Raw genomic sequence first — 24307 nt, forward strand, 5'->3', positions numbered from 1 at the left:
TTTATTTTTCAGCAATTACTTGCACACCTCCTTTTACCTTATCGCCCAATTTTACTTTTACTTTAGTTCCTAAAGGTAAATACACATCTACACGCGACCCAAATTTAATAAATCCAGCGTCTTCTCCTTGTACAGCAGTATCGCCTACTTTAGCATAATTTACAATGCGTTTTGCCAAGGCTCCTGCTATTTGTCGGTATAACACTTCGCCAAATACAGGATTATCTACCACAACGGTAGTACGTTCGTTTTCTTCGGAAGCCTTAGGATGCCACGCTACTAAGTACTTCCCTGGGTGATACTCACTATAAGTAACTTTACCTCCTAATGCATAACGAGTTACGTGTACATTAATAGGCGACATAAAAATGGATACCTGCAAGCGCTTATCTTTGAAATACTCTTTTTCAAACACTTCTTCTATCACCACCACCTTGCCATCTACGGGGGCTATGATATGCTGATCGTTTTGAGGTGTTACGCGTTTAGGATTTCTAAAAAACTGTAAAATAGCTATAAGAAATATAATAGCCAAGAGTTGTATACCTTTCTTAAGCCATAGTATATCAACAAAATAATGCGCTATTAGCGATACTCCTATCACTATAAATAGCGTTACGAGAATAATCTTAAAACCTTCTTTATGAAACATTATTATTTATTTTAGGGGGCAAAGATAAGAAAAAATTGACAATTAGCAATTATCAATTACTAATTGTCAATCAAATGGCTAATAGCTATGAATAACAACTCTTAGCTCTACACGTCTTGCTTCAGCTGGAGTAACTTGTGGGTCTATTCCTTTAAAAGCAGTTAATATACGTTCGCTACTTATTCCTTTATCTTTCAATATTTGAGCTACATTTACAGCGCGTTGCATCGACAATACATTGTTATATGCAACACTTCCTACCTCACTTGCGTACCCTTCTAAGAGTATTGATAACTCGGGATGTGTTTTTAGCATCGTTACCATCTCATCTATAGTAGTAGGGTCGTAAGTTAAGGGCTCTGACTTGTTATTGGCAAAATAAAGCACAGCTTTTTTATGTCCATACGCGGCTAACAACTGCTCCAATTCACTTCGCCTTTCAGCGGAAATTTGCATAGGTACTCCTGTAGCTGTTACATTTTGGACTACTATAGGAGTTTGAGATGCTGTTGTAGGTGTAACTGTTGTTGCACGTGCATTTTTTGTAGCTATTCCTACTCCTGTATTGGCAGCTAAAGCAGCTAAGAGCAATTGTTGCTGTTTGCGTAACTGATCTACACTTTTCGACAATTGTGCCACCTGTTGTGCGATAGCAGTAGTACTACTTCCTGTTTGAGATACTGCCATAGGAGTCACTGTAGTGTGAGGCATTACACGAGAGGTTGTAGTACTTGCGGTGCGAGGTATTGCAGTGTTACGTGCGATAGCTGTGTTGGTAGCTGTACGCACAATAGCTGTATTAGTTGCCGTACGTACTACTGCAGTATTACTCGCTGTTCCTACTACTATTGTTGGGCTTTTGGTAGCAAATTTACTTTCTTCAGCTACTACTGAAGTGTAAGGCATCTCTTTTTGTTTATATTTTACAGCCGATAGCATACTGTCCAACTCCTTATCTCTGAGATTGGTGAGTTCTGCTCTCCCTATTTGTTCTAATAGATATTGCAGTTCATCTACCGTCATTACTATCTCTGTTTTTGTTTTATTAGGGGCTACTTGTGCATACATACTATGTACACACAATAATAGCCCCCCTATAATGCAATAGATATACTTCATAGTTATTTTGATGCAGGTATTTCTATTTTCTCTTCTTGAATTTCACCTTTTGAATCTTGCATTTCCAAAAGAAGTTTTTCCAATCGGTCGATACGTTGTTCAGGACTTTTTACTTCTCCTTCTCTAATGCGTTTTACTACATCATTTATTAGCTGTTGTAGTTCTTCAGGAGTCATACGTACTAAACGCACTTGCTCTGAAGCTGGATAAGGCAAACGCTCAGCTACATAGGTGTTTCTAAGATTTTCCCACTGTTGTTTTTCTTTTAACAAACGGTTAGCATTTGCTGTATCACCATTTTGGTAAGCCATTTGTAATTGTTTTTCAGTAGCGGTTATCTGGCTGTTGTAGTAAGCTAAGTTTCGTTTTTCAGGAGAAACAGTAGACGCAACATTTGTTGTAGTTGTAGGGGTAGCAACCCAAACTTTAGCAGCTTCAGCTGCGCCTAATTCTTGTTCATACAATTCTTTTTCTACTGATTTAGCCAACTTAATTCTTACCCCTGCATTATAAAATACATTGCTTTGCAATTTATGTACTGAACTCAAGGCAGAAGATACATCTTCATTACGAGTAGTATACATCAAATTAGCTACCCCAAAAAGCTCAACACGCTTTCCTAAAGGTATTGCTAACCCTACACCTCCTTTGGCAAAAATACCTGAGGTATTGGTATTGCTAACTACCTTGCCTACATAGTCATCACCTACTTTCATATAGCCCACACCTATTTGCAAATAAGGAACTACTCCTTTGGCTACATTCAATCGGGCTAAGAAATCTCCCCCATATATAGATAGTTTATCAAACTCAGCAGAGAATTTCTCATCTTTCATAGCACGGTGATAGTAACCTCTAACACCTATGTACTCAGTGAAATCTACTCCCAATGCCAAACCTCCAAAATAAGCATCGCGCAAATTGCTGTCATCGCTGAAGTTTAAGTAACCCAAAGTAGGTTCTATCACTACTTTAAAACCTTTTAGACTTGTATATACTTGGTCTAACTCGGTTAATTCATTAGGATTGCGACCTCCTAAATAAAGTTCTAAACCAGCACCTACACTCCAAGCCAAATGACTTTTATCTTCTACATTATTGTTTATCCAACTATTGTAAGCCGATGTGTTAGCTTCTGTTGGTTTATAAAGTATATTTCTAGAGTCTAATGAAAAGTGAGTAGCTTTGGCTTCTATATTCAAAGTAAGACGGCGGGCAAGATTAAATTTAGAACCTATCCCTAAACCAAAATACACTTGATTTTGACTCAAATCATTAGCTTTGATAGTTTGCACACCTGAACCTAAAGTAACATAAGGCTGAAAAGAATAAGCCATTGGGATATTGCCTTTTAGCTCTCCACCCCAGCGATATATAGATACATCTTTAGCTTCAAATACATTGCTAATAGCAGCAGGAGCATCATAACCATCAAGAGTTGATTTCAACCCTATTGAATGTTTATAAGAACCTAATAGTTCTAAATTTCTACCAAAACCAAAACCTACATAACCTCCCGCCATAAAGCCATTAGTTACAGCTGTTTTCTTTGGAAACCACACATAGTCAGCAGTAGGTGCTACTGCAAAACTAATGTCCTTTACTTGTGCAACAGCCGAAACTGATAAAAGCACGAAAGCGCTAACGCTTAAAAAAGTTTTTCTCATTTCTTTTAAATAATTTTTATAGTATGTTTTTTTAGTTATAAAACCTAATTTTTAAATTTAGGTTAATTCTCAATTGCAAAAGTACAAACTAATTATTTAATGAACAAATTTTCAAACTCTTAATTTGAAAAATATTTTGCTATTCAAAAAAAACTTCGTACTTTCGCAACCTAATTAATTTATTTCATCAAATCGCAATGAAAAAACTATTTATTTTGTCGTTAGCCTCTTTAGGCTTTGTAGCTTGTGGTGAACGAGCTGATTACATCGTGCTATCTGGTAAAATTGATAGCTATAACGGTCTGCCTCTGAAAATTACAGGAGGTGATTTCAAGTCCGATTTACATATCAATCAAGACGGGACTTTCCGCGATACTTTGAAAGTAGATACTAACTACTTCTATTACACTATTGGTAACCCTATGTACGGTGTTCAAGTGCCTGTTTATTTGGAAAAAGGAAAAGAAACAGCTCTGAATATCAACCTCAACAGCAATCCTATTGCAGCCACTTTCACTGGAGCTAATGTAGATATCAATAACTATTTACAAAAGAAAAATGCTCTTTACTTTCAAGTGCAAAACGGATTGGAAAAAACTTTTGCTCAAAAACCTGAAGACTTCAAAAAGAGTATCATAGCAATAGGACAACAATACCTCAACCTTCTCAATGGTGAAAAAGAACTCTCTAAAAAATTCTTAACTACAGAAGCTAAAGCCATCAATTATGAATTGCTTTATATGAAAAGCCTTTATGAGGGTGCTCACCAAGAACTTACTGGTGAAGAGGTAAAACTTCCTAAAGAAATAGCTGATGAATTGGCTCGTGTGGACTACGATCTCTCTCAAGACTTTGACATCTATGGTTATTACAAAGCTTTAGTTATAAGTAAGTTCTATGAAAAATACCAAAGTGCCAAAGAGAATGAAAATCCTTGGGATAAAGTTATCAAACACTTTGATACTCTCAAATCTGAAAACATCAAAAAAAGTCTTTCTCGTTCACTTATCAGCGGTATTTCAGTAGCAAATACTCCAGAAAACAACAAAAAACTCGCTGAAATAGTAAAAGCTAATGTGAAAGATGCTGAAGGTGTTGCAGAAATTAACAAACGCTTGGCTAACCTCGAACGCCTAAAAGATGGTAATCCTTTTCCTGCTTTTGAAGCGCAAGATATACAAGGCAATACTGTTAGTTCTGAAAGCCTCAAAGGCAAATTACTTTACATTGATATTTGGGCTACTTGGTGTTTACCTTGCCGTAAAGAAATACCTGCACTCAAAGCACTACAAGAAGAGTACAAAGATAAAGATATCACTTTCGTAAGTCTTTCTGTTGATGATGATAAAGAGGCTTGGAAAAATGCAGTAACCACTGAAAAATTAACTGGTGTACAATTGCACAAAAATGTACAAATGTCACCTGATTTTGCAGAAAACTACGACCTTACAGGTATTCCACGTTTTATCTTGGTAAGCAAAGACGGAAAACTTATCAGTATCAATGCTCCTCGCCCTTCTGAGGCTAAGATAAAAGAACTTATCAACGCAAATCTATAACAGAGACTTTTTTCATATTGATTGATAACTTTGCTAAGGCTATAAAAGGCTTTAGCAAAGTTTTTTTCTGATTAAATCATTGACAAATTCACAAATTAACTATGGCTCAATCTCTCATATTTGAAGAATACGACCTCCCTAATGGACTACACGTGATTCTTCACCCTAATAATGCCGCCCCTGTGGTAACTATAGGGGTAATGTACCACGTAGGTGCTAAAGACGAAGACCCTACCCGCACCGGCTTTGCACACTTTTTTGAACACCTCCTCTTTGAAGGTACTCAAAATATTGCTCGTGGCAAATGGTTTGATATTGTATCAGCAAATGGCGGGCATAACAATGCCTTTACAACACAAGACAAAACGTATTATTACGAAGTTTTTCCCTCTAACAACCTGCAATTAGGCTTGTGGATGGAAGCTGAACGTATGCTCCACCCGGTTATCAATGAGATTGGAGTAAGTACTCAAAATTCAGTGGTAAAAGAAGAGAAAAACCAACGTATAGACAACGCTCCTTACGGTAGAATAATGTATCGTTCAGCTATCAATCCTTACCTTTTTAAAAAACACCCCTACTCCGGCACAGTGATTGGTGAAGTAGAGCATTTAGATGCTGCCAGCTTAGAAGAATTCATCGCTTTCAAAAAGAAATTCTACAATCCTAACAATGCGGTATTAGTAGTAGCTGGCGATTTTGATACCCCAACTACCAAAGAATGGATAGAGCAATACTTCGCAACGATTCCTAATACGGGTAATGCGATACAACGCAACAAAATAGAAGAAGCTCCTATCACTGAAACTATTGAGGTAACCGAATATGACCCTAACATTCAAATTCCTCTTAAACTATATGCCTATCGCACTCCTGCAATGACGGACAAAGATTCGTATACTATTGACCTGCTTTCTAATATCCTTACCGATGGCAAAAGTGCTCGCCTCTACAAAAAAATGATTGACGAACACCAAACAGCTTTACAGGTATTGGCATTTTCGGATGCTCAAGAAGATTATGGCGTTTATATAATGGGAGCGCTCCCTATGGACGGGGTGAGTTTAGAAACTTTAGCACAAGAAATGGATGAGGAAATTGAAAGACTACAAACTGAACTCATCAGTGAACGAGAATATGAAAAGTTACAGAACCAAATAGAGGCTAACTTTGTGGCTCAAAACAGCAATATGGAAGGAATTGCCCTCTCTTTAGCTGATAACTATACTTTCTATAAAGATACAAACCTCATCAACAAAGCCATAGATTACTATCGTGCTATTACTCGTGAGGATATTAGAGAGGCTGCTCGCAAGTATTTAGACAAAAAACAACGTTTAGACCTCAATTATTTACCTTCAGTTCAATAAGTAAACAAAAATGACACATATAGACCGCTCTATACAACCTACCCCAGGAGCTGCTCCTATTATCAATTTAGGAACTCCTATTACACATAGCCTTCCAAACGGACTTACGCTATTGATAGTAGAAAATCACCAACTCCCTCAAGTAGGCATCCGTCTTTCTTTAGACGAATGTCCAGAATTAGAGAAAGAAAAGAAAGGAATTTCCGACCTTATTTCACTAATGGCGGGCAATGGGTCTACCTCTATCAATAAAGACGATTTTAACGAGGAAATAGACTATCTCGCTGCAACACTCTCTATCGCTCCTAATGGCGCTTATGCTCAAGTACTCTCTAAATATTTTCCGCGAGTATTAGCGCTCATTGCCGATGCTGCCCTGAATCCTAACTTCACTGAGGAGGATATGGAAAAAGAAAAAGCACGGATTATCCAAAGTATCCGTGCTAACGAAAGCAATGCTGAAGTGATTATGAAACGCGTACGGCAAACCTTGCGCTACAGTACGGCTCACCCTTACGGTGAATACATTACTGAAGCCCAGATTGCTGCCCTCTCCTTAGACGATGTAACCAACTATTACCGCAAGCGTTTTGTGCCTAACAATGCCTATTTAGTAGTAACAGGAGATGTAAATCCCGAAGAGATAATTACTTTAGTAAACGAACATTTCGCTGATTGGCAACCTTATTCAGAAGAAACTTCTGCTTTATATATCCCTGAGAATGTGAGTGAAACGCAAATCAACTTTATAGATTTGCCCAGTGCAGTACAATCGGAAATACAAGTTACAAACCTCATCGACCTCAAGATGTCGCACCCTGATTACTTCCCTCTATTAGTAGCCAATAGCATTTTAGGTGGAGATTTTGGTAGTTATATCAATATGAATTTGCGCGAAGAACACGGCTATACTTATGGTGCTTTTTCTACTTTTAAAACCGATAAATGGACAAAAGGCAGTTTCAGCATCAAGACCAAAGTAGGCAATGCCGTAACAGCTCCTGCCATTGTTGAGATACTCAAAGAAGTAAAACGCATACAAACTACTATAGTGAGTGAAGAGAAGTTAGCACAAGCTAAAGCACAGTATTTAGGTCAGTTTGTATTAGCTACTGAACGCCCACAGACGATTGCTAATTACGCTATCAATATAAAAGTGCGCAACCTACCTGAAGATTTTTACAAGAACTATATCGCCAAGATTAATGCAGTAACTAAAGAAGATGTACAACGAGTTGCTAATAGTTATTTTCTATTAAAAAACTTCAGAATCATCATTGTAGGCAAAGGTAGTGACATAGCTGATGAACTTAAAAACATCAACTTCGATGGAAAGAAAATTCCTATGAAGGAGTTTGACAGCTATGGAAATGAGAAGTGAAAAGTAAAAAAGGCTTTGCTATGAGTTAGCGAAGCCTTTTTTATTTCTTATTCTTAAAACTGGAAGTATATAAAAGGTTGTGCCCCACTGGAGGCTGTAGCATATACTACCCAGAAAGTGAGCGCCACTATCACTGCTTTGAAAAGTATAGGCATACTACCAAAGAAATTTTTCAGTTGATCGTTCATATTTTGAGGGAAGAAATGCCATACAAAGCCTATTGCCATTAGTAGGAATACATTTCTATACCCCTCAATAATAGTTTGCCATTTGTGCCAATCGAATTGTAGTTCTGCAATATTATTCATCACTGTAAGGGCAATATCAAAATCTTTTGCTCTGAAAAATATCCAACAGAAAGCCACAAAGTGAAAGGTAATTATCACAAATATCACATTGGCAGTACTACCGAAGAAACCTTTTTTCTCATCTTCTTTTTTAGCGGGGAAAAAGTCCATAAAAGTTTTATGCACAGCTAAGGCAAGTCCGTGAAGAGCTCCCCAAATGATAAAACGCAAATTAGCCCCGTGCCATAATCCTCCTAAGAGCATCGTTGTCATTTGGTTGAAATGGCTACGCACTGATTTTTTTCTATCTTTGGCTACTAAAATAGCTAATACAAATACTATTATCACCCCTGCTACAATATAAAGCGGTATAGGAGTAGTGTTGTACATTTTTACTGCCCAAAATAGTGTAGCTCCAAAAAATAAAGTAGGGAAAAAGTAGCCCCAGAAAGTACCTCGTCTGTTCCCTCCTACCGAGAAATACAAATAGTCTTTCAACCACGTTGAAAGTGAGATATGCCAACGTCGCCAAAATTCGGTAATATTTTTAGATTGATAAGGCGTACGGAAGTTTATAGGCAACGTAAAGCCCATCAGTAGGGCTAAGCCTATTGCCATATCCGAATAACCTGAAAAGTCACAATAAATTTGCAATGAATAGCCATAGACTGCCATTAAGTTTTCAAAAGGAGTATAACTATTGGGAGCCTCGAATACCCTATCTACAAAGTTTAGTGAAATATAATCGGAAATCACAGCCTTTTTGAGTAATCCTCCTATGATAAGGAAAAGAGCCAATGAGGTTTCTTCTTTAGTGAGAGTGAGCTTCTTGTATATTTGTGGAATAAAATCTTTTGCTCTTACAATAGGTCCTGCTACCAACTGAGGGAAGAAACACACAAAGAAAGCAAAATCTAAAAAGCTCTTAGCAGGTTCTATTTCACGACGATACACATCAATTGTGTAACTCATCGTTTGGAAAGTATAGAATGAGATCCCTACTGGCAATATGATATCCATCAGCGCAAAATTGCTTTGGAAAATAGCGTTAAAACTATCAATAAGGAAGTTTGTATATTTAAAATAGAACAATATCCCCAAATTGGTTATCATACTCACTGCCAAGAAGAATTTTCGCGCAGCAGGTTTTTGGGTTTTGTAAATCTGTCCAGCAAAAAAATAGTCTAATACCGAAGAGAGTATTAGTAGTACAAAGTAATTACCACCTGCTTTGTAATAAAAAAACAGTGAAAATAAGGTAACATATACTGTACGGAAATGGACGTGTTTTTTAGTGAAAATATACACTAAATAAAACACCAAAAATAGCCCCAAAAACAAACTGCTATTAAATAGTAGAGGGTGATTGGGGTTATAGGTAAACCATTGTTTTACTTGTTCAGTTGTGAAGCTAAAATTATCGGTAAACCACTGGGCTAATGCTGCTGTATTCAATTTAAAATGGATTTAAAAGAGTGTTTAGATTGTTTTTTGTAGTTTAGGTAATTACTCATAAGAGCATCGAAGAAAAGCGCACCTTGTTCTAAATAACCATCTCTGGTATAATGTACGCGATCACCTGCGATAAGGTTTTGTTGAATAAATCTACTCATTGCTTCATTACCCCCTAAGGCACGATAGAGGTCGAACACACTATAGTCATCCTTTACAGCGTTGTCTATCAATGTATCAGCATATTCTACACACAATGAAGTGGTACTTTTTTTTCTATACAAAAAAGGAGGAGGAGTAGTGAGTATAATAGGGCAGTTGCCATACTGAGTGCGTATAGTGTTGATAAACTTCATCACCTCAGTATCGTATCTTTCAGGAGCAAGCCTGCCATAAGCCTCATTAGTTCCCAAGGAAATCACTATCAAATCGGGTTCGAGAGCACTTATTTGTTCAAAGAACAATTCAGATTTGTTGTAATCAGAAAAATGTGCTCCATTCACACCAATAGTGTGATAAATAATTCCTTTTTGGTCATTTTCAAGTACTATACCATTAAGCGTATACGAACTGCTTTCGGTATTAGGGGTTAAGTATATTTTATCAGAAACGTTTAAATTTTCATAAGCATAGTAGTTATAAAGTGAATTAGCTTTGAGGATAGTCGCATTGCTCATATCCACTTTAGTTGCAGGGGTGGAAGCAGGTACAGTGCCTGAAATTCCTTTTGCAGAAGCGATATGCAACACTTGTCCTATACGGATGTTACTACCTTTCAAACGATTGTTTTTCTGCAATAAAGCTACCGTAGTGTGGTATTTTTTAGCAATCGCATAGAGGGTTTCTCCTTGGGTTACCTTGTGTGAAATCATCTTAGGAGCTGAAGGTTTTAAAGGAGCGGTTACCTTACCTACATTGGTTGCTAACTCAAATTGGCGTTGATTTTTAGGGGTAATAATTTTAAGGGTATTAAAAGCGTAATCTTTATTTTTTAGGTTCAGTTCTATCACGAAATCTTTCTTATTAGTAGAAAGAGCGTAACCCGTGATTCCTGCGAGAGGTGAAGAAGTATTTTTTTGAACTTCCCAAGAGATATTAGAAGTAAAACTTACATTGCGCCCGCCGTTAGTACGGACTAGAGAGTAAGGAAAAACCAAGCCTAAACCTGCATTGCCAAAACTTTCTTGCAAACGCTGTCTCATCACATTGGGCATTACATCAGCTTGGATGTGTGAGTCGCCTATGTGTACGATATTCAGTTTGCGATCTTTAGATTTTTCTAAGGTAGCTAATTTTTCAAAAAAAGGATTAAGCACCGAAGTATTGTACATATTGTTGTACTCTTTCGGGGCGTTGTTTTTGGCATACATTGAGAGGGTATCTTTGGCAGCCAAAGGAGGGGAGATATTTTCTGCTGAGGTATAGTTAGCTCTTAAATAGAGTGCTACCCCCAAGAGCATACAGCTCCCCATTATGATTTTCTTTACTAATTGTTTCTTTTTCATTATAATTGTGTCTTTTAGTGTGTTATTAGTGTTTTTTAGTATTACAATTCGTATAAATCTGTTTTTTTGGGTTTAACACTATCTTTAGGAGTACGTTGAGCTGCTGGTGCTTGTTGTACAGGATGTGCTGGTTGTGCAGCTGGTTGTTGTCGCGCTGGTGTAGCAGGCTGTACAGTACGTGTAGCAGTAGCAACAGTAGTTGTAGCGGTAGTGGTTGTAGTAGGGTGTACTTCTTGTATTTCTTTTATTTTTTCACCAAAAACATCAGCTTTCTGACTATTATGAGGGTCTTTGTAATGTTCGTACTCTTCCATCAATTTATTATACAACAAATGAGCAACCTTTTTAGCACCTCGTGCATTGAAGTGAGTATAATCCTTACTTGCAAGTGAAGGATTAGCTTCTACCCATTGTTTCATAGAACCTTTTCCTCCCATCAATTCGTACAAATTGATAAAACCAGAATGAGTATTGCGTGCGTATTTGTGTTGGGCATTTGCCAAAGGCACTACCGCTTTATCAGTTTGCATTTCCATATTCACCTTAGTTGATTTATCGGCAGTTGAGACGATAAGAATAGAGGTATTAGGGAAACAAGCGCGTATTTGGTTTACTACTTTGGTCATTCCTCTTTCATACCAAGAATAATCCAAAGTACCATAGTTTAGGACATTAGCACCGAAATGCAACACAATGAGGTCATATCCGCCAAGAGCATCATCAAATCGGTTCATCAAATCTACATTGAAAAGAGAGATTGGCAAGCCTGAATTACCACGACTTGAAAAGTTATCAACGTATACACCTTGTCGTTCTCCTGAACTCACTCCATAGATAGGAATACTATCAGATTTGATAAAATTAATACGTACAGACTTAGTATTATGACCTTCGGTAAGAGACAGAGTATTCAGTAACTTATTAGTTGACAAAGGTTTTACTACTTTTACTGTATCGTTATATATAATTTCTACTTTTGCTTCCTTATTGCCTGATGAACCATAATATAGCACGGGGGCATACAGTTGATTGATATGTTTTTGGTTAGATGATTTGTACTGAACCCAAGTGCCATTTCCTTGAGTAAAGAACACTTGCCCACACACCCCAAATGGACGTTTAGGGCGTTTTACATTTACATACGATTGTGTTTTCCAAGTATTAGAATAAGTGTGCCATACACTTCCTCGAGACTTAGCTGACTCGGAAGTAATAGGCAAAAATCCAATTCCTTGTCCGCCAAAAGCATCTTGAAAGAGAGCTCTTAAATCCTGTACAATTAAGTCACCATCGGTCATAGAATCGCCGTAGTAGCCTATTCTTATCTTTCCTTTTTTTGTAGTTTCGAGTTCGTGTAACTTCTTAAAAAAAGCAAAGAGATATTCATCGGATTTTTTCAATCTCTTAGTAGTAGCCATTGAATCATTTGCCTGACTGAGCACTTTATCAATTTCCTTACCTGATATAGCTTCTAACATCAAGCTATCTACCACTACATTATCCATAGCTTTGGCTTCAGGAAATATGCGTGCTGGCAAAAACTCCTTAAAACCTATAAAGATGAGGGTAGCCAGCAAAACAATAAAAAACGATTGTTTAAAATATGATGTGTTCACAAAATGGTACTTAGTTTTCTTCAGGGGGCAAAATTACAAAATAATTGGAAACTACGTATCACAAATAAAAAAAAAGTATTACTTTTGCGTACTTTAATTTTAGTAAATATGATTGATTATTATAAAACACTAGGAGTAGAAAAAACTGCTACTCAAGATGATATAAAGAAAGCCTACCGCAAATTGGCAAGAAAATATCACCCTGATATGAACCCCAACGACAAGACGGCAGAGCAAAAATTTAAAGAAATTAATGAGGCTAACGAAGTACTCAGCAATCCCGAAAACCGTGCTAAATATGACAAGTACGGTGAACATTGGCAACACGGTGAGGAGTATGAAAAAGCCCAACAACAGCAATATGCTCGTGGTGGTGGTTTTGGCGGTTTTGGAGGATTTGAAGGTTTTGGTGAAGGCAACTATTCAAATGAGGATTACTCTGATTTCTTTAGAGATATGTTTGGGGGACGTGCAGGTGGTTTTGGCAGAGGCTATAGTAGTGCTTCAGGTAAATTTAAAGGGCAAGATCTTTATGCCGATATGTCTCTCCCATTACGAGAAGTAGCTACTACCCAACAGCGCACCTTTACGGTGAACGGCAAGAACATACGTATAACTGTGCCAGCAGGAGTATATGAAGGTTTGCAAATCAAACTCAAAGGTCACGGACAAGAAGGCTATAACGGAGGTCCTAATGGTGATTTGTACATTACCTTCCACATAGAACCTGACGCTCAGTTTGAACGTAATGGCAACGACCTAAAAACAACTGTAAACATCGACCTTTATACCGCTATGTTAGGTGGAGAGGTGCAAATAGAGACTCTAAGTGGCAAGGTAAAAATGAAGGTTGCCCCTGAAACCCAAAACGGTACTACAGTGCGACTCAAAGGTAAGGGATTCCCCGTATACAAACAAAAAGATAGCTTTGGCGACCTCTTTGTTACTTACCAAGTACAATTGCCTAAAAATCTTACTGAGAAACAAAAAGAATTGTTTGAACAACTTAAAAATTCATAGTTATGGAAGAGAGAATATCAAGAGAAGACATCGTTCGTTTGTACAATATAGAAATTACTTTTTTTGACGACTTAGCCTCCAACGGACTCATACAAACGGAGGTTATCAACAATACTACTTACCTTCATTACGACCAACTTTCTGCTTTTGAACGCTTTACAAATTGGCATTATGACCTTGAAGTAAATATGGCAGGATTGGAAATCATTCATCATTTGTTACAACAGATTGAAGAACTTAGAGGAGTAAAAAGTGAATAAGCAAATTAGCCAATGGCTAATTTGCTTATTTATTAATTTTCTGGTGGAAATCTATAACCATTGCCCGTAGCACTATCAAAAGAAGCTCCTGAAGGCAAACTGATTGTAGGCATTCCATAAGATGACCAATCCCAAAGTTGTGTTTCGTCGTCGGTTACCACTTTGGTATTAAAATCTATTTTTTTGCCATTGAGAGGCAAATAGAGTTGTAAGTCTTTGTTAGTAGGTAAAGTATGCCATAGGTTAGCTTTAAGTTCTTGCTGGGTAAGAGCTCTTCGCCAAAAGCGCAGCTCTCTCAAACGCTGATTACTACCTGCTATATATAGATTTCTAAGCTGAAGAGCTCCTCCTTGTAACAATTGAGTAGCAACAGGTTTGCCATTTACAAAAGCACGCAAAGTGTTACCATCATAAGTAAACGATAGAGCATACCATTTGTTTACTTGAGGAGCAAAAGCTGTTGTAGGAATTTCGAGAGCAGTAACAGCATTCAGTTGTGCTTGTAATTGTCCGTTTTTAAACGCTATTTCTAATGGATTTACTGTATTTTTATTGAGTCCCACAATTGGTATTTCACCTGTAAGACTTTCTACATACACTGTAGTTTCAAAACTCCACTGCTGAAAAACATTACTTGAAGAAAGAATTTCGGTAGAAGTTACCGAGGTTGTGCCCATTTTCAACACTTTACTATATCTGTTAGGACGGATCACCAACAGCAAATGTTCTTGTCCTTCAATTGCTTGTATGCTTTTTCTATTCACAATTTGCAAGGGAAGGGCATACACTTCATCATCATCGAAAATGAGATTTTTTATAGTAATTCTTATAGGAGTTTCTCTTTCACCTTTACCAAAGACTATAATTTCATCAACATTGTACTTATCAGCAGGTAATAATTTATAATTTACGCCATAGCGTTCATTATAATCAGCGAGATATTGCGCATCCCCTGTAAGGAGATCTGCAAAAAGGTTTTTCTCAGCCGGATAAATAAGTCGGGCTTTTACATTTTGCAATTGGTTTTCTTGGTATTGCTGTACAAATACCTCTTGTGCTTTATTGCCTACAAAATACACCTTTTGGTCAATATTGGGGTGAGCAATTTTTTCGGTAGTTTCATCTTTACAAGCTACTATTGAGAGCAAGCTGAGTATTAAAAATATTTTTTTCATCATTATAGAATTTTAGAATTGCATTTTCACATTCAATCCGTAACTTCTTACGGAAGGCAACATAAACTTATCATAGCCACTGCCATAAGTACCTACAGAAGGCACTATTTCGGGATCGAAAGGTGCTTTGTTGTAGAGCATTAGCAAGTTGCTACCTACTAATGACACACTGAGGTCTTTCAATCCTTTCACAATAAAACCTTCTCTAAAATGATAGGTAAGAGCAGCTTCTTGCAAGCGAATATTAGTAGCCGAATAATGATAATCAGCATCTGTTCTATTAGCTATAAAAGGAACAAAGTTAGCTCGATTATCAGCAGAGGCTTTAGAAACCCCATAACGATCAAAATAACGTTCTGTTTCTGAAAGAACTATTCCACCTAAACGCGCTTTGAACAAGAAATCTAAATCAAAATTTTTATAGCTCAATTTTCCTTTCCAGCCTAAGAGCCAATCAGGGTTTGTAGAGCCTAATTTATTGCCATTGCTATCGTATATATCGCCTATTTCACCTCCTTCACGCAAGGTGTACATACCATTGGCAATCTCACTAGGTAGGCTCAGTATCTCATTTTTATTAGTAGAGGCAATGAGTTGAGTTTCTCCTTTCAATGCTCTGTTATACTCAGAATAAGTGTATCCAAGTGCTACTTCTACTCCTTGATTTTGTACCTCTCCCACTTGTTGCCACAAAATAGGAACTAACTGATTGTTAGTGCGGGTGTGATAGAATGTAGCATTCAATGAAAGATTGTTAAACCATCGGGTATCTAAACCTACTTCGTAAGAGGTGGTACGTTCTAATTGTAAATCAGCAGGGTAGTTAGGTAAAGTATACGAATCACCTATCCAAGCACGAGAAGTTTCAGCAACGCCTAACCCCGCATAACTCATAGGGGCGGCTACTTGGCTGTAGCCACCACGCAATTTGCCATAGCTCAATATATCTTTATTTATATTTATAAAATTATATAAGGGTATTGCTAATCCTATTGACGGACTGAAGACTGTACTTTCGCTTGTGTAAGGAAAATCGGATGGTTTATCAGCACGACCTGAGAGAGTGAGGTATAATTTATTTTTCCAATCTATTTCAGCCATTGCAAAGAAAGCAGTATTGCTTCTTTTTCCCCATAACGGGTGAGAAATCGCCGTAGGAGCTGCAATATTGCTTTGAGTGAAATTGTTTACATTTATCAAATTTCCTCTATAACCATCTACTTGAGTATCATACCCTTCATAAGAAGCTCCTATATGAGCGTCTAATCCAAAATCCGAAAATCTTTCATTGTAATGAACGATAACATCGGCATATTGTTGTTTAAAGGTTTCTTTCCAATGAGCATAGTAACCGTTAGCAGCCGCATAAGCAGGAAGTGTGGAAGCATAACGCTTGTCGTCCATAGTTGAAGAAGTATTATCCATACGAAAACGAGCTGCCACTTCTAAATTATCCATAATTTTGTAGTTCGCTTTAGCTGAAAACATATAGCGATTTTTAGTAGCAGGACGCAAATTACGATAGGCAATCCAATAAGGATTTTGGATATTTTCTCCTAAATTAGCAGGAGTATCAGGAGTCCCTGAACCCGCTATCCAATACTGTTTATCATAACCTGCTACAGCATCATAACGCTCAAAATAACGCTCTTGAGCAAATTGTTCACCTCTTGGATATAGATATAAACCTACTATAGGGTTGAAAGCGATGCCCGAAGCAACCTGATTGCGCTCATACTGACGGATATAGTTACCTGAAAGATCTATATTCAACTTCTTCTTTAACAGAGAAGTGCTATTTTGCAAATAAGCATTATAACGGTTGTATACGCTATTAGGCACTATCCCTCCTGACTGCAAAGATGCTACTGAAGCATACGTTTTATTATTGCCACCTTCAAAATTAAATCCACCTGAAACATTTAGTGAATTTTGGTATATGTGACCTGTTCTATAAAAATCATTGATATTGAAATTAGTACCCTTAGGTAAGGCGCGAGTAGAGAGAGAAGTGTATTGTCCTAACTCATTGCCATAGGTTTCTTGGAACTCAGGTTTTGTTAGTTTATTTACAAATTCTACTGAGGAAGACAGGTTAATATTGAGTTGATTGTCATTAGCCTTCTTAGTACGAATAAGCAGTACCCCATTAGCAGCCGATGCTCCATAGAGGGCAGTGGCTTGTGCCCCTTGTAGTACTACGACCTCTGCAATGTCTTCAGGATTAAGGTCGGATATACCTTCGCTAGTATCTCTGCCATTGCCTCCAAACCCTCTTTCAGCTTGGTTAGCTATAGGCATTCCATCCACCACATAAAGCATGTTGTTATCACCAAAAAGCGAGCGAGCCCCACGCATAGTAGCTTTAGTAGCCCCACCTATACCCGTCGCACTGCGCTGGATATGCAAACCCGCAACCCTACCATCAAGGCTATTCACAAAATTTACTTGTTTGACTTGAGTGAGATCTTTACTTGATACAGCTTGTTGTAGATAGGTTAAACGATATGGGACTTTTTGGATCCCTAAAGCCATAGTTTCTGGGGGAATATTAATAATAGTAAAAACCTCCAGTTTTTGTTCTTTTAAAACCACCCTAAAGTTGATAGTTTTATTTTTACCCTCTACTTTTCTTCTTTGGGTTTCATACCCGAAAAAATTAAACTCAAGTATATCACCTACTCTGGCTTTGAGTTCAAATTTACCATCTATATCTGTTGAAACACCTTTGGTTGTTTTTGATGAATTTGTGTTTTTAATAATTACTTCAACTAATGGCAGAGGCTCATTGTTCTCGTCGAAAACTTCCCCAGTAATGGTTTTCATTTGAGCTTGGAGGGCTCCTGAAGTTAGGAGCAACAAGATTAAAAGAAGTTGTATTTTCTGTTTCATAGCGATATATTTATAAATATACCCCGCAAAAATACAATTTTTATTTACTTTTGCAAAAATTTTAGCATTTTTTAAGTATTATTTTTATCACGATTTTAGAAATATAAAGAATAAAAAAGGACTTACCAACACCTAAAAACAAATAACTCATAACCAATTTTTTGCTATTTCAAAAAAATATTATACTTTTGCCTGATTTTTAGTTTATAAATAGAAAAAAACAAGAATGGCTCGGTCTATTGATTCTTTTAACAAACGACGATTACTCACTTCCTATTTTTCGGTAATAGTGAGCATTACCTTAGTACTCTTCCTATTGGGATTCTTTGGTTTTTTAGTGTTCAGTACTAAAAAGTTAGCCAATCACTTCAAAGAACAAGTAACCGTTACTATCCTCATTAAAGACGAAGCTAAAAGTGCTGATATCGCTCAGTTACAAAAAACACTCTCAGTAGCTTCTTTCGTAAAATCATTGCAATTTATCTCCAAAGATAAAGCTGCCGAAACCTTTAGCAAGGACATAGGTGAAGATTTTGTGAGCTTTATTGGCACCAATCCCTTACAAAATGTCATAGACTTGAGTTTAAAAGCTGATTATGCTGAACCCGATAGAATGGCTGAAATTAAACGTGAATTGGAGCAAAATTCTTTCGTATCAGAAGTAGTGTACGACCAATCACTTGTAGCACTTATTCACGAGAATGTAAACAGAATAGGACTTATTACCTTAGTGTTTAGCGCACTATTCTCCTTTGTATCAGTACTGCTCATCAATGCTTCTATTCGCCTATCTATTTACTCTAAACGTTTTATTATCAAAACAATGCAATTAGTAGGTGCCACTCGTAGTTTTATACGTCGCCCATTTATTCGTACCAATGTACGTTTGGGTATCTTGAGTGCTTTCCTCGCTATACTGCTATTCTACGGGGCACTCTTGGCAATTGTAAAATCATATCCTGAGTTTTCTATATTGTTAGATAACACAATATTATGTATCGTTTTTATAGGAATTCTCGCTATGGGGATTCTCATCAGTTGGTTGAGCACCTATTTTGCTACACAACGATTTTTAAATTTAAACACAAATGACCTTTACTATTAGGTAACAAGTAATAAATATGAAACATCATTCAACTTTTATATTCGGAAAGAAAAACTATCTTATAATGGGGATAGGGTTGGCTGTAATTGCAATTGGTTTTATACTAATGAGCGGCGGTGGAAGTGATAATCCTGCAGTATTTGACACTTCAATTTTCAATTTCAGACGTATACACTTAGCCCCTGCTTTGGTGCTTTTAGGATTTGCTATTGAAATATATGCTATTTTGGTAAAACCTAATAAAGAAGATAAGAAAAAAGACGCATAAGGCTATGGTGATTGTAACCTTACAACGTGAAAAGTGCATAGGATGCAACTATTGTGTAGAAATGGCGCCTGAGCAGTTCCAAATGTCTAAAAAGGATGGAAAAAGTGTGCTGTTGCGCTCTACTGAGAAAAAAGGTTTTTTTACTCTCAAAAGCTATGATGATAGCATTTTTGAAGATTGTGAAAAAGCTCAAAAAGCTTGCCCTGTAAAGATTATAACTACTAAAAAAATATAAAAACAATGAAAAAAATAGTATTATTAGCATTATGTTTATTAGCTTCTTATGCTGTAGAAGCGCAATACATAGGGCTCAAAGCTGGTTATAACTATGCTACTCTAAAAGGCAACGTGAGTGATGGTGCTAATTTTAAGCCTTATCACGGCTACTATGCAGGAATTACGTTAGAATTTCCGCTCTCTAATTTGTTTTCTCTACAAGTAGAAGGTATTTATAACCGACGTGGAGCGAATATTACTTCTAATACTTATGGCAAAGCTAAACTGAATTTAGATTATCTTTCGTTACCCGTACTTGCACGTTTCAATGTGGGAAAGGGTATTAACTTGCACATAGGTCCTCAGTTAGAATATCGCATTGATAAACCTAACTTCTACTTTGATGCTGGCACCGACCCTGTAACACGCGTGAAAGATGATGCTCTAGACATCATTGATGGAGCAATGACTGTAGGTATTGCTTATATGACCGATGCAGGTTGGTTTTTTGAAGCTCGCTGGGTACAAGGACTCACTAGTGTTTTTGAAGCAGATGAGACTAGCCTTACTCACATAGGTATTAGTCCTGATTATAATTTCAAGAATAGAACACTTTCTGTAGGAGTGGGATATAGGTTTTAGATAACAAGTAAGAAGTGATGAGAAGATTTATAATTATTATAATACTTTTTATAGGATTGTGGGGTTGTGAAAAAGAACAGCAAAAACGCAATCCTTACTTGGGTGAAGCGCATTTCACTTATACTATTGATTTAAATCAACCTCTTTACAACAGTCTCAAAACTCCTATGAATACAGTTTTCGTACCTTATGGAGGTATTAGAGGTTTTTTTGTAATTTATAATGGAAGTTCCTATTATGCTTGGGAGGCTGCTTGTCCTAACCACAGTTTAGATGGCTGCTCTAGCAGGTTATATGGTGTAAAAACTCAAGTTGATGAGGAAAATTACGAGAATACCAAACTACATAATTACGTTTATGTGCGATGCTCTTGTGATAAAACTGTTTATCTTTTAGGAAATGGCACTCCTATTACTATTGGTGATATTGCCAAACCTTATCCTCTACTCAACTATCGTGTTTCAGTTTCAGGAAGCTCTTTAACTATCAGTAACTAATGCTCTCAAAATACTTTGAAAATACAAAGCCCATCACCTTTATCATAGTGCTATTAGCACTCTTGATAGGTGATGGGCTATATCAATTTGAGATATTACAACAGCCTTTAAAGGTTGGAACACATCTTATATTTTTGTCTATCAGCCTCACACTACTTCTATTTTCCTTAGTATTACTGCACCAAATAGATAGATGGAATGAGCTCACCGAAACTAAAAACAGCTATTCTATCGCCTTTTTTAGCATTTTAGTAGTGCTCTTTCCTACTCTTTTTGACAATATGAAATTAGTAGGTGCTAACTTACTTATCATTGTAGCATTATGGAGAGTACTTACCCTCAAAACGGGAGAAGAGATTCCACAAAAATTATTAGACACCTCTTTACTTATTATCTGTGCAAGTTTATTACATCCTTGGGCATTGGTTTTCTTGCTAAATGTATGGATTTCACTATTGTTTTACGGGGCTGAAAAGCGTCGTTATTGGTTTATCCCTCTCTTGGCTATTTTAGTAATTGCTTTGTTAGGAGGTGCTATATTATTAGTTTTGCAAATGCCCTTCCCTTTTGATAGTTATTACACTTTAGTTAGTAACGATATAGCCCACTTGTTACAACTCCCTTCCTACCCTATTGCTACAACAGTTGCTTTAGTCAGTTTAGTTTTGTTGTTTTTAGTATCAGTAGGAGTGTATTACTTCAGAAGTACTTATCATAGCATCAGTTCAATAGTAGTGGTGCAATTCTTATGGGTGGGCTTACTTGTAGCATTTTTATCAAAAGAAGTTATCTATATTTTTGCCCCCATAGCCATACTTTTTGCTTTGTATATAGAAAAAATACGAGTATGGTGGCTAAAAGAAACTGTACTATGGATATTATTATCACTACCTGCTACAGTGCTCTTACTCCATTTTATTACCAAAAGCTAAATCTCCGGCATCCCCTAACCCTGGCACTATATAGCCGTGATCATTGAGAAGTGGGTCGATAGTAGCAATCCACAAGTGAGTGGTTTCAGGGAATTTATCTTCTAAATATTCTATTCCTTGTTGCGCCCCAATTACAGCAAATAAGTGTATTTCCTTGGGTGTTCCCAAAGGCTTCAAAGCGTTGAACACATTAGCAAACGAACGACCCGTAGCCAGCATTGGGTCGGCTAAGAAAAGAATTTTGCCTTCTAAAGAAGGAGAGGCAAGGTACTCTACCATTATATCAAAATCGGTTTCGGAAGTGTGTTTACGATAAGCTGATATAAAGGCGTTATCGGCATTGTCAAAATAATTCATCAAACCTTGATGTAGTGCTAATCCTGCACGCAAAATAGAGCAAATCACTACCTCATCTTTGGGTAATTGTACCTTTTTTTCACCCAAAGGAGTAGTTATCACTTCGGTTTTATAGTGTAGAAATTTACTCATTTCATAACATAAGACCTCGCCTATACGTTCCAAATTTTTACGAAAACGCATACGGTCTTTTTGAATATTTACATCGCGCAATTGGGCGATAAATCGGTTTAATACAGAGGGCTCTTCGCCTAAATGGTGTATAATCATTGGTGTGGTAACTTTAATATTTTCAAGCCACAAAAGTAGTATATAATTTGCTAATTTCCAAATTTGCTAATTTGCTATTTTATTTTTTTGGCACGCTATTTGGGATAATCACTACGAAACATTAAACAATAATTAAGCGTATGAAAAAAACAATCACTAAATTAACAGCTTTTATTGCTATAATGCTACTCACAACTACTGCCTATGCTCAAGAGTTTCACTTAGGAGCTAAAGCAGGTGCTAACTTAGGAAAATTAGATGGCGTTGCCTACAGTAAAGGCTTCAAATTGGGATACCAATTGGGCGGTTTTGTAGAATATGACTTCAATGACAAATGGGGACTACAAGGCGAAGTGCTATTTAGCCAAACTAACACAAAGTTCCGTGATAGTTATCAATCAGTATGGGATGAAAAGTTTGATAAAAATAAAACTTTGAACTATGTGAGTGTACCTTTACTCTTTAAATACAACCCTAATGGGTTGATTTCATTGCACGCAGGTCCGCAATTTAGTTTCCTTGCTAATAAAGACGATAGCACTTGGGAAAATGGAAAAAAACTTTTCAAAGATACCGACTTCTCATTAGTCGCTGGTGCCGAAGTGAATTTAGGTCCGCTCTTTGCTTATGGTCGTTATGTATGGGGCTTTTCTGATATTAGTAATGCCCTTAAAGAGAAAGCCACTACCCAACAAATTCAAGTGGGTGTAGGCGTACGTTTTTAGACTTACGAATATATTAGTTAATTAGAAGATAGGTTTTAAGGATTAACAAGTATCACCTTAAACCCTATCTTGTTTTTTTTAATATAGCAGGTATTTTTTCCTTACTTCTTTGAATTTTTCTAACTCTTTTTGCCAAGTTTGACGTATTTCAGCTTCAGTTTTACCTTCTATAATTTGTTTTTTGAGAGCATCAGTACCTGCTATTCTATTGAAAGAGGAAGTGAAGAAAGGCGTTTTCACCCCTTTACTTTCTTCAAAAGCCTTTTTAAGCCAAGAAAAATTGAGTTGATTTAAGCGGGGTATTTTGCTCAAATCTTCACCATAACACAATTTCCCATTAAACTTTGGATTTTTATCTCCAGCATTAGGATGAGGTGTGAAACTAAAAGAACTTTTCACAAAATAAGGTGAACCATAAATTTGAAACTGCTGAGAAGTACCACGCCCCATACTCACATTAGTCCCCTCGAAAAAACACAAGCTGGGATATAAGTTTATCGATACATCATTAGGCAAATTAGGTGATGGTTTTACTGGTAAACTATAAGGTGTTTGGTGAGTATAATTTGCTAATGGAATCACCTTTAAATCAGCTGTAATACCTTCGTGCAACCACTTTTCACCATTAATCATCTGGGCGTATTCACCAATAGTCATTCCGTAGACCACAGGTACAGGGTGCATCCCTATAAAACTTTTAAATTGCGGTTTCAACACAGGACCGTCAATATAATGAGCATTAGGATTAGGGCGATCTAACACTATTATAGGAATATGTTGTTCGGCACAAGCCTCCATCACATAGTGCAAAGTAGAAATATAAGTATAGAAACGCACACCTACATCTTGTAAATCGAAGAGTACGAGGTCTACCCCTTTTAGCTGTTCAGGGGTAGGCTTTTTATTTTTACCATAGAGTGAAATGATAGGCAAGCCCGTTTTAGAGTCTTTACCATCTTTTACCACTTCACCTGCATCAGCTTCTCCTCTAAATCCGTGTTCGGGAGCAAAAACCTTGCTGATATTTATTTTCTTCTTCAATAGTGTATCTACTAAATGTACATAATTGTCTTTTTCAGTCTTCACAATTCCTGTTTGGTTAGTAACTACAGCTATATTTTTTGCACGCAAATCCTTAATATAAAGATACATTCGGTTTGCACCTACAACTACTTCTTTTGTCTGTTTTTCAGCTTTTTGCGCAGAAGAGTAGTCTTGTGATTGTCCATTATTTTTGCACGAAATGAACGTACATAAGAAAAAAAGTGTAATTTTGGCACTTCTAAAAGGCATTATTGTTTTGAATATTGAATATTTCATAGCAAAAAGAGTTATTTTCT

General features: G+C 36.8%; 22 protein-coding genes. 12 read left to right on the forward strand and 10 right to left on the reverse strand.

The annotated features are described in order from the left end of the window. Position 1: 1 nt before the first annotated feature. The 3 genes from CGC57_RS02160 to CGC57_RS02170 all read right to left on the reverse strand — a co-directional run bounded on the left by CGC57_RS02160 (position 2) and on the right by CGC57_RS02170 (position 3438). Positions 2-652, reverse strand: a complete 651-nt coding sequence (locus CGC57_RS02160) for a phosphatidylserine decarboxylase family protein (protein ID WP_095897780.1) — start codon at positions 650-652, stop codon at positions 2-4. A gap of 78 nt (positions 653-730) precedes the next feature. Next, complete coding sequence (locus tag CGC57_RS02165; RefSeq protein ID WP_095897781.1) at positions 731-1771, reverse strand: OmpA family protein; 1041 nt, start codon at positions 1769-1771, stop codon at positions 731-733. A 2-nt stretch (positions 1772-1773) separates the two neighbouring features. Then, positions 1774-3438 (reverse strand): outer membrane beta-barrel protein, encoded by a 1665-nt coding sequence (locus CGC57_RS02170; protein WP_095897782.1) that lies wholly within the window; start codon positions 3436-3438, stop codon positions 1774-1776. Positions 3439-3635: 197 nt separating this feature from the next. On the opposite strand from CGC57_RS02170, the gene CGC57_RS02175 reads away from it, so the two are divergent. The 3 genes from CGC57_RS02175 to CGC57_RS02185 all read left to right on the forward strand — a co-directional run bounded on the left by CGC57_RS02175 (position 3636) and on the right by CGC57_RS02185 (position 7748). Continuing rightward, positions 3636-4997, forward strand: a complete 1362-nt coding sequence (locus CGC57_RS02175; RefSeq protein ID WP_095897783.1) for a TlpA family protein disulfide reductase — start codon at positions 3636-3638, stop codon at positions 4995-4997. 101 nt (positions 4998-5098) lie between these two features. Further along, the gene (locus CGC57_RS02180; protein WP_095897784.1) at positions 5099-6367 is read left to right on the forward strand and encodes a M16 family metallopeptidase; all 1269 of its coding nucleotides are present in this window, start codon (positions 5099-5101) and stop codon (positions 6365-6367) included. A gap of 10 nt (positions 6368-6377) precedes the next feature. Further along, positions 6378-7748, forward strand: a complete 1371-nt coding sequence (locus tag CGC57_RS02185) for a M16 family metallopeptidase (RefSeq protein ID WP_095897785.1) — start codon at positions 6378-6380, stop codon at positions 7746-7748. Between the two features lie 53 nt (positions 7749-7801). On the opposite strand, the gene CGC57_RS02190 is transcribed toward CGC57_RS02185, so the two are convergent. Genes CGC57_RS02190 through CGC57_RS02200 form a run of 3 tightly spaced genes read right to left on the reverse strand, consistent with a single transcriptional unit; the run spans position 7802 to position 12608 of the window. Beyond that, the gene (locus tag CGC57_RS02190; RefSeq protein ID WP_095897786.1) at positions 7802-9490 is read right to left on the reverse strand and encodes an MBOAT family O-acyltransferase; all 1689 of its coding nucleotides are present in this window, start codon (positions 9488-9490) and stop codon (positions 7802-7804) included. After that, a complete protein-coding gene (locus CGC57_RS02195; protein ID WP_002680976.1) occupies positions 9487-10992 on the reverse strand; it encodes a LysM peptidoglycan-binding domain-containing protein in 1506 nt (501 codons plus the stop codon). The genes CGC57_RS02190 and CGC57_RS02195 overlap by 4 nt, the downstream gene beginning before the upstream one ends. Before the next feature lie 41 nt (positions 10993-11033). Then, positions 11034-12608: a GDSL-type esterase/lipase family protein gene (locus CGC57_RS02200; protein ID WP_002680851.1), complete on the reverse strand. Its 1575-nt coding sequence runs from the start codon at positions 12606-12608 to the stop codon at positions 11034-11036. Between the two features lie 108 nt (positions 12609-12716). On the opposite strand from CGC57_RS02200, the gene CGC57_RS02205 reads away from it, so the two are divergent. Then, complete coding sequence (locus CGC57_RS02205; RefSeq protein WP_095899444.1) at positions 12717-13628, forward strand: DnaJ C-terminal domain-containing protein; 912 nt, start codon at positions 12717-12719, stop codon at positions 13626-13628. Between the two features lie 2 nt (positions 13629-13630). Beyond that, positions 13631-13888: a chaperone modulator CbpM gene (locus CGC57_RS02210; RefSeq protein WP_095897787.1), complete on the forward strand. Its 258-nt coding sequence runs from the start codon at positions 13631-13633 to the stop codon at positions 13886-13888. Positions 13889-13920: 32 nt separating this feature from the next. Here CGC57_RS02210 and CGC57_RS02215 read toward each other — a convergent pair whose 3' ends face one another. Both CGC57_RS02215 and CGC57_RS02220 read right to left on the reverse strand, forming a co-directional pair. Beyond that, positions 13921-15063, reverse strand: a complete 1143-nt coding sequence (locus CGC57_RS02215) for a DUF1735 and LamG domain-containing protein (RefSeq protein WP_095899445.1) — start codon at positions 15061-15063, stop codon at positions 13921-13923. Between the two features lie 12 nt (positions 15064-15075). Next, positions 15076-17955 (reverse strand): SusC/RagA family TonB-linked outer membrane protein, encoded by a 2880-nt coding sequence (locus CGC57_RS02220; protein WP_095897788.1) that lies wholly within the window; start codon positions 17953-17955, stop codon positions 15076-15078. A gap of 226 nt (positions 17956-18181) precedes the next feature. On the opposite strand from CGC57_RS02220, the gene CGC57_RS02225 reads away from it, so the two are divergent. Genes CGC57_RS02225 through CGC57_RS02250 form a run of 6 tightly spaced genes read left to right on the forward strand, consistent with a single transcriptional unit; the run spans position 18182 to position 21615 of the window. Continuing rightward, positions 18182-19060, forward strand: coding sequence for a cell division protein FtsX (locus CGC57_RS02225; RefSeq protein WP_002680866.1), 879 nt, complete (start codon positions 18182-18184; stop codon positions 19058-19060). A gap of 16 nt (positions 19061-19076) precedes the next feature. Then, positions 19077-19328, forward strand: coding sequence for a DUF3098 domain-containing protein (locus CGC57_RS02230; RefSeq protein WP_095897789.1), 252 nt, complete (start codon positions 19077-19079; stop codon positions 19326-19328). Between the two features lie 4 nt (positions 19329-19332). Beyond that, positions 19333-19563, forward strand: coding sequence for a ferredoxin (locus CGC57_RS02235; RefSeq protein WP_002680813.1), 231 nt, complete (start codon positions 19333-19335; stop codon positions 19561-19563). 5 nt (positions 19564-19568) lie between these two features. Continuing rightward, entirely contained in the window at positions 19569-20186 is a 618-nt protein-coding gene (locus tag CGC57_RS02240; RefSeq protein ID WP_095897790.1) for a porin family protein, read from the forward strand. Positions 20187-20203: 17 nt separating this feature from the next. After that, the gene (locus CGC57_RS02245; protein ID WP_095897791.1) at positions 20204-20683 is read left to right on the forward strand and encodes a hypothetical protein; all 480 of its coding nucleotides are present in this window, start codon (positions 20204-20206) and stop codon (positions 20681-20683) included. Then, on the forward strand, positions 20683-21615 hold the full coding sequence (locus CGC57_RS02250) for a hypothetical protein (protein ID WP_095897792.1): 933 nt from the start codon (positions 20683-20685) through the stop codon (positions 21613-21615). The genes CGC57_RS02245 and CGC57_RS02250 overlap by 1 nt, the downstream gene beginning before the upstream one ends. On the opposite strand, the gene upp is transcribed toward CGC57_RS02250, so the two are convergent. After that, entirely contained in the window at positions 21589-22242 is a 654-nt protein-coding gene (gene upp, locus CGC57_RS02255) for a uracil phosphoribosyltransferase (RefSeq protein WP_095897793.1), read from the reverse strand. The two genes, CGC57_RS02250 and upp, sit on opposite strands and share 27 nt — an antisense overlap. A 140-nt stretch (positions 22243-22382) precedes the next feature. Between upp and CGC57_RS02260 the strand changes: the two genes are divergently transcribed. After that, on the forward strand, positions 22383-22967 hold the full coding sequence (locus CGC57_RS02260) for a porin family protein (RefSeq protein WP_095897794.1): 585 nt from the start codon (positions 22383-22385) through the stop codon (positions 22965-22967). Positions 22968-23045: 78 nt separating this feature from the next. Here CGC57_RS02260 and CGC57_RS02265 read toward each other — a convergent pair whose 3' ends face one another. Further along, the gene (locus CGC57_RS02265) at positions 23046-24287 is read right to left on the reverse strand and encodes an exo-beta-N-acetylmuramidase NamZ family protein (protein WP_370684726.1); all 1242 of its coding nucleotides are present in this window, start codon (positions 24285-24287) and stop codon (positions 23046-23048) included. Positions 24288-24307: the final 20 nt, after the last annotated feature.

It is taken from the genome of Capnocytophaga sputigena, from assembly GCF_002302495.1.
GTDB lineage: Bacteria > Bacteroidota > Bacteroidia > Flavobacteriales > Flavobacteriaceae > Capnocytophaga > Capnocytophaga sputigena.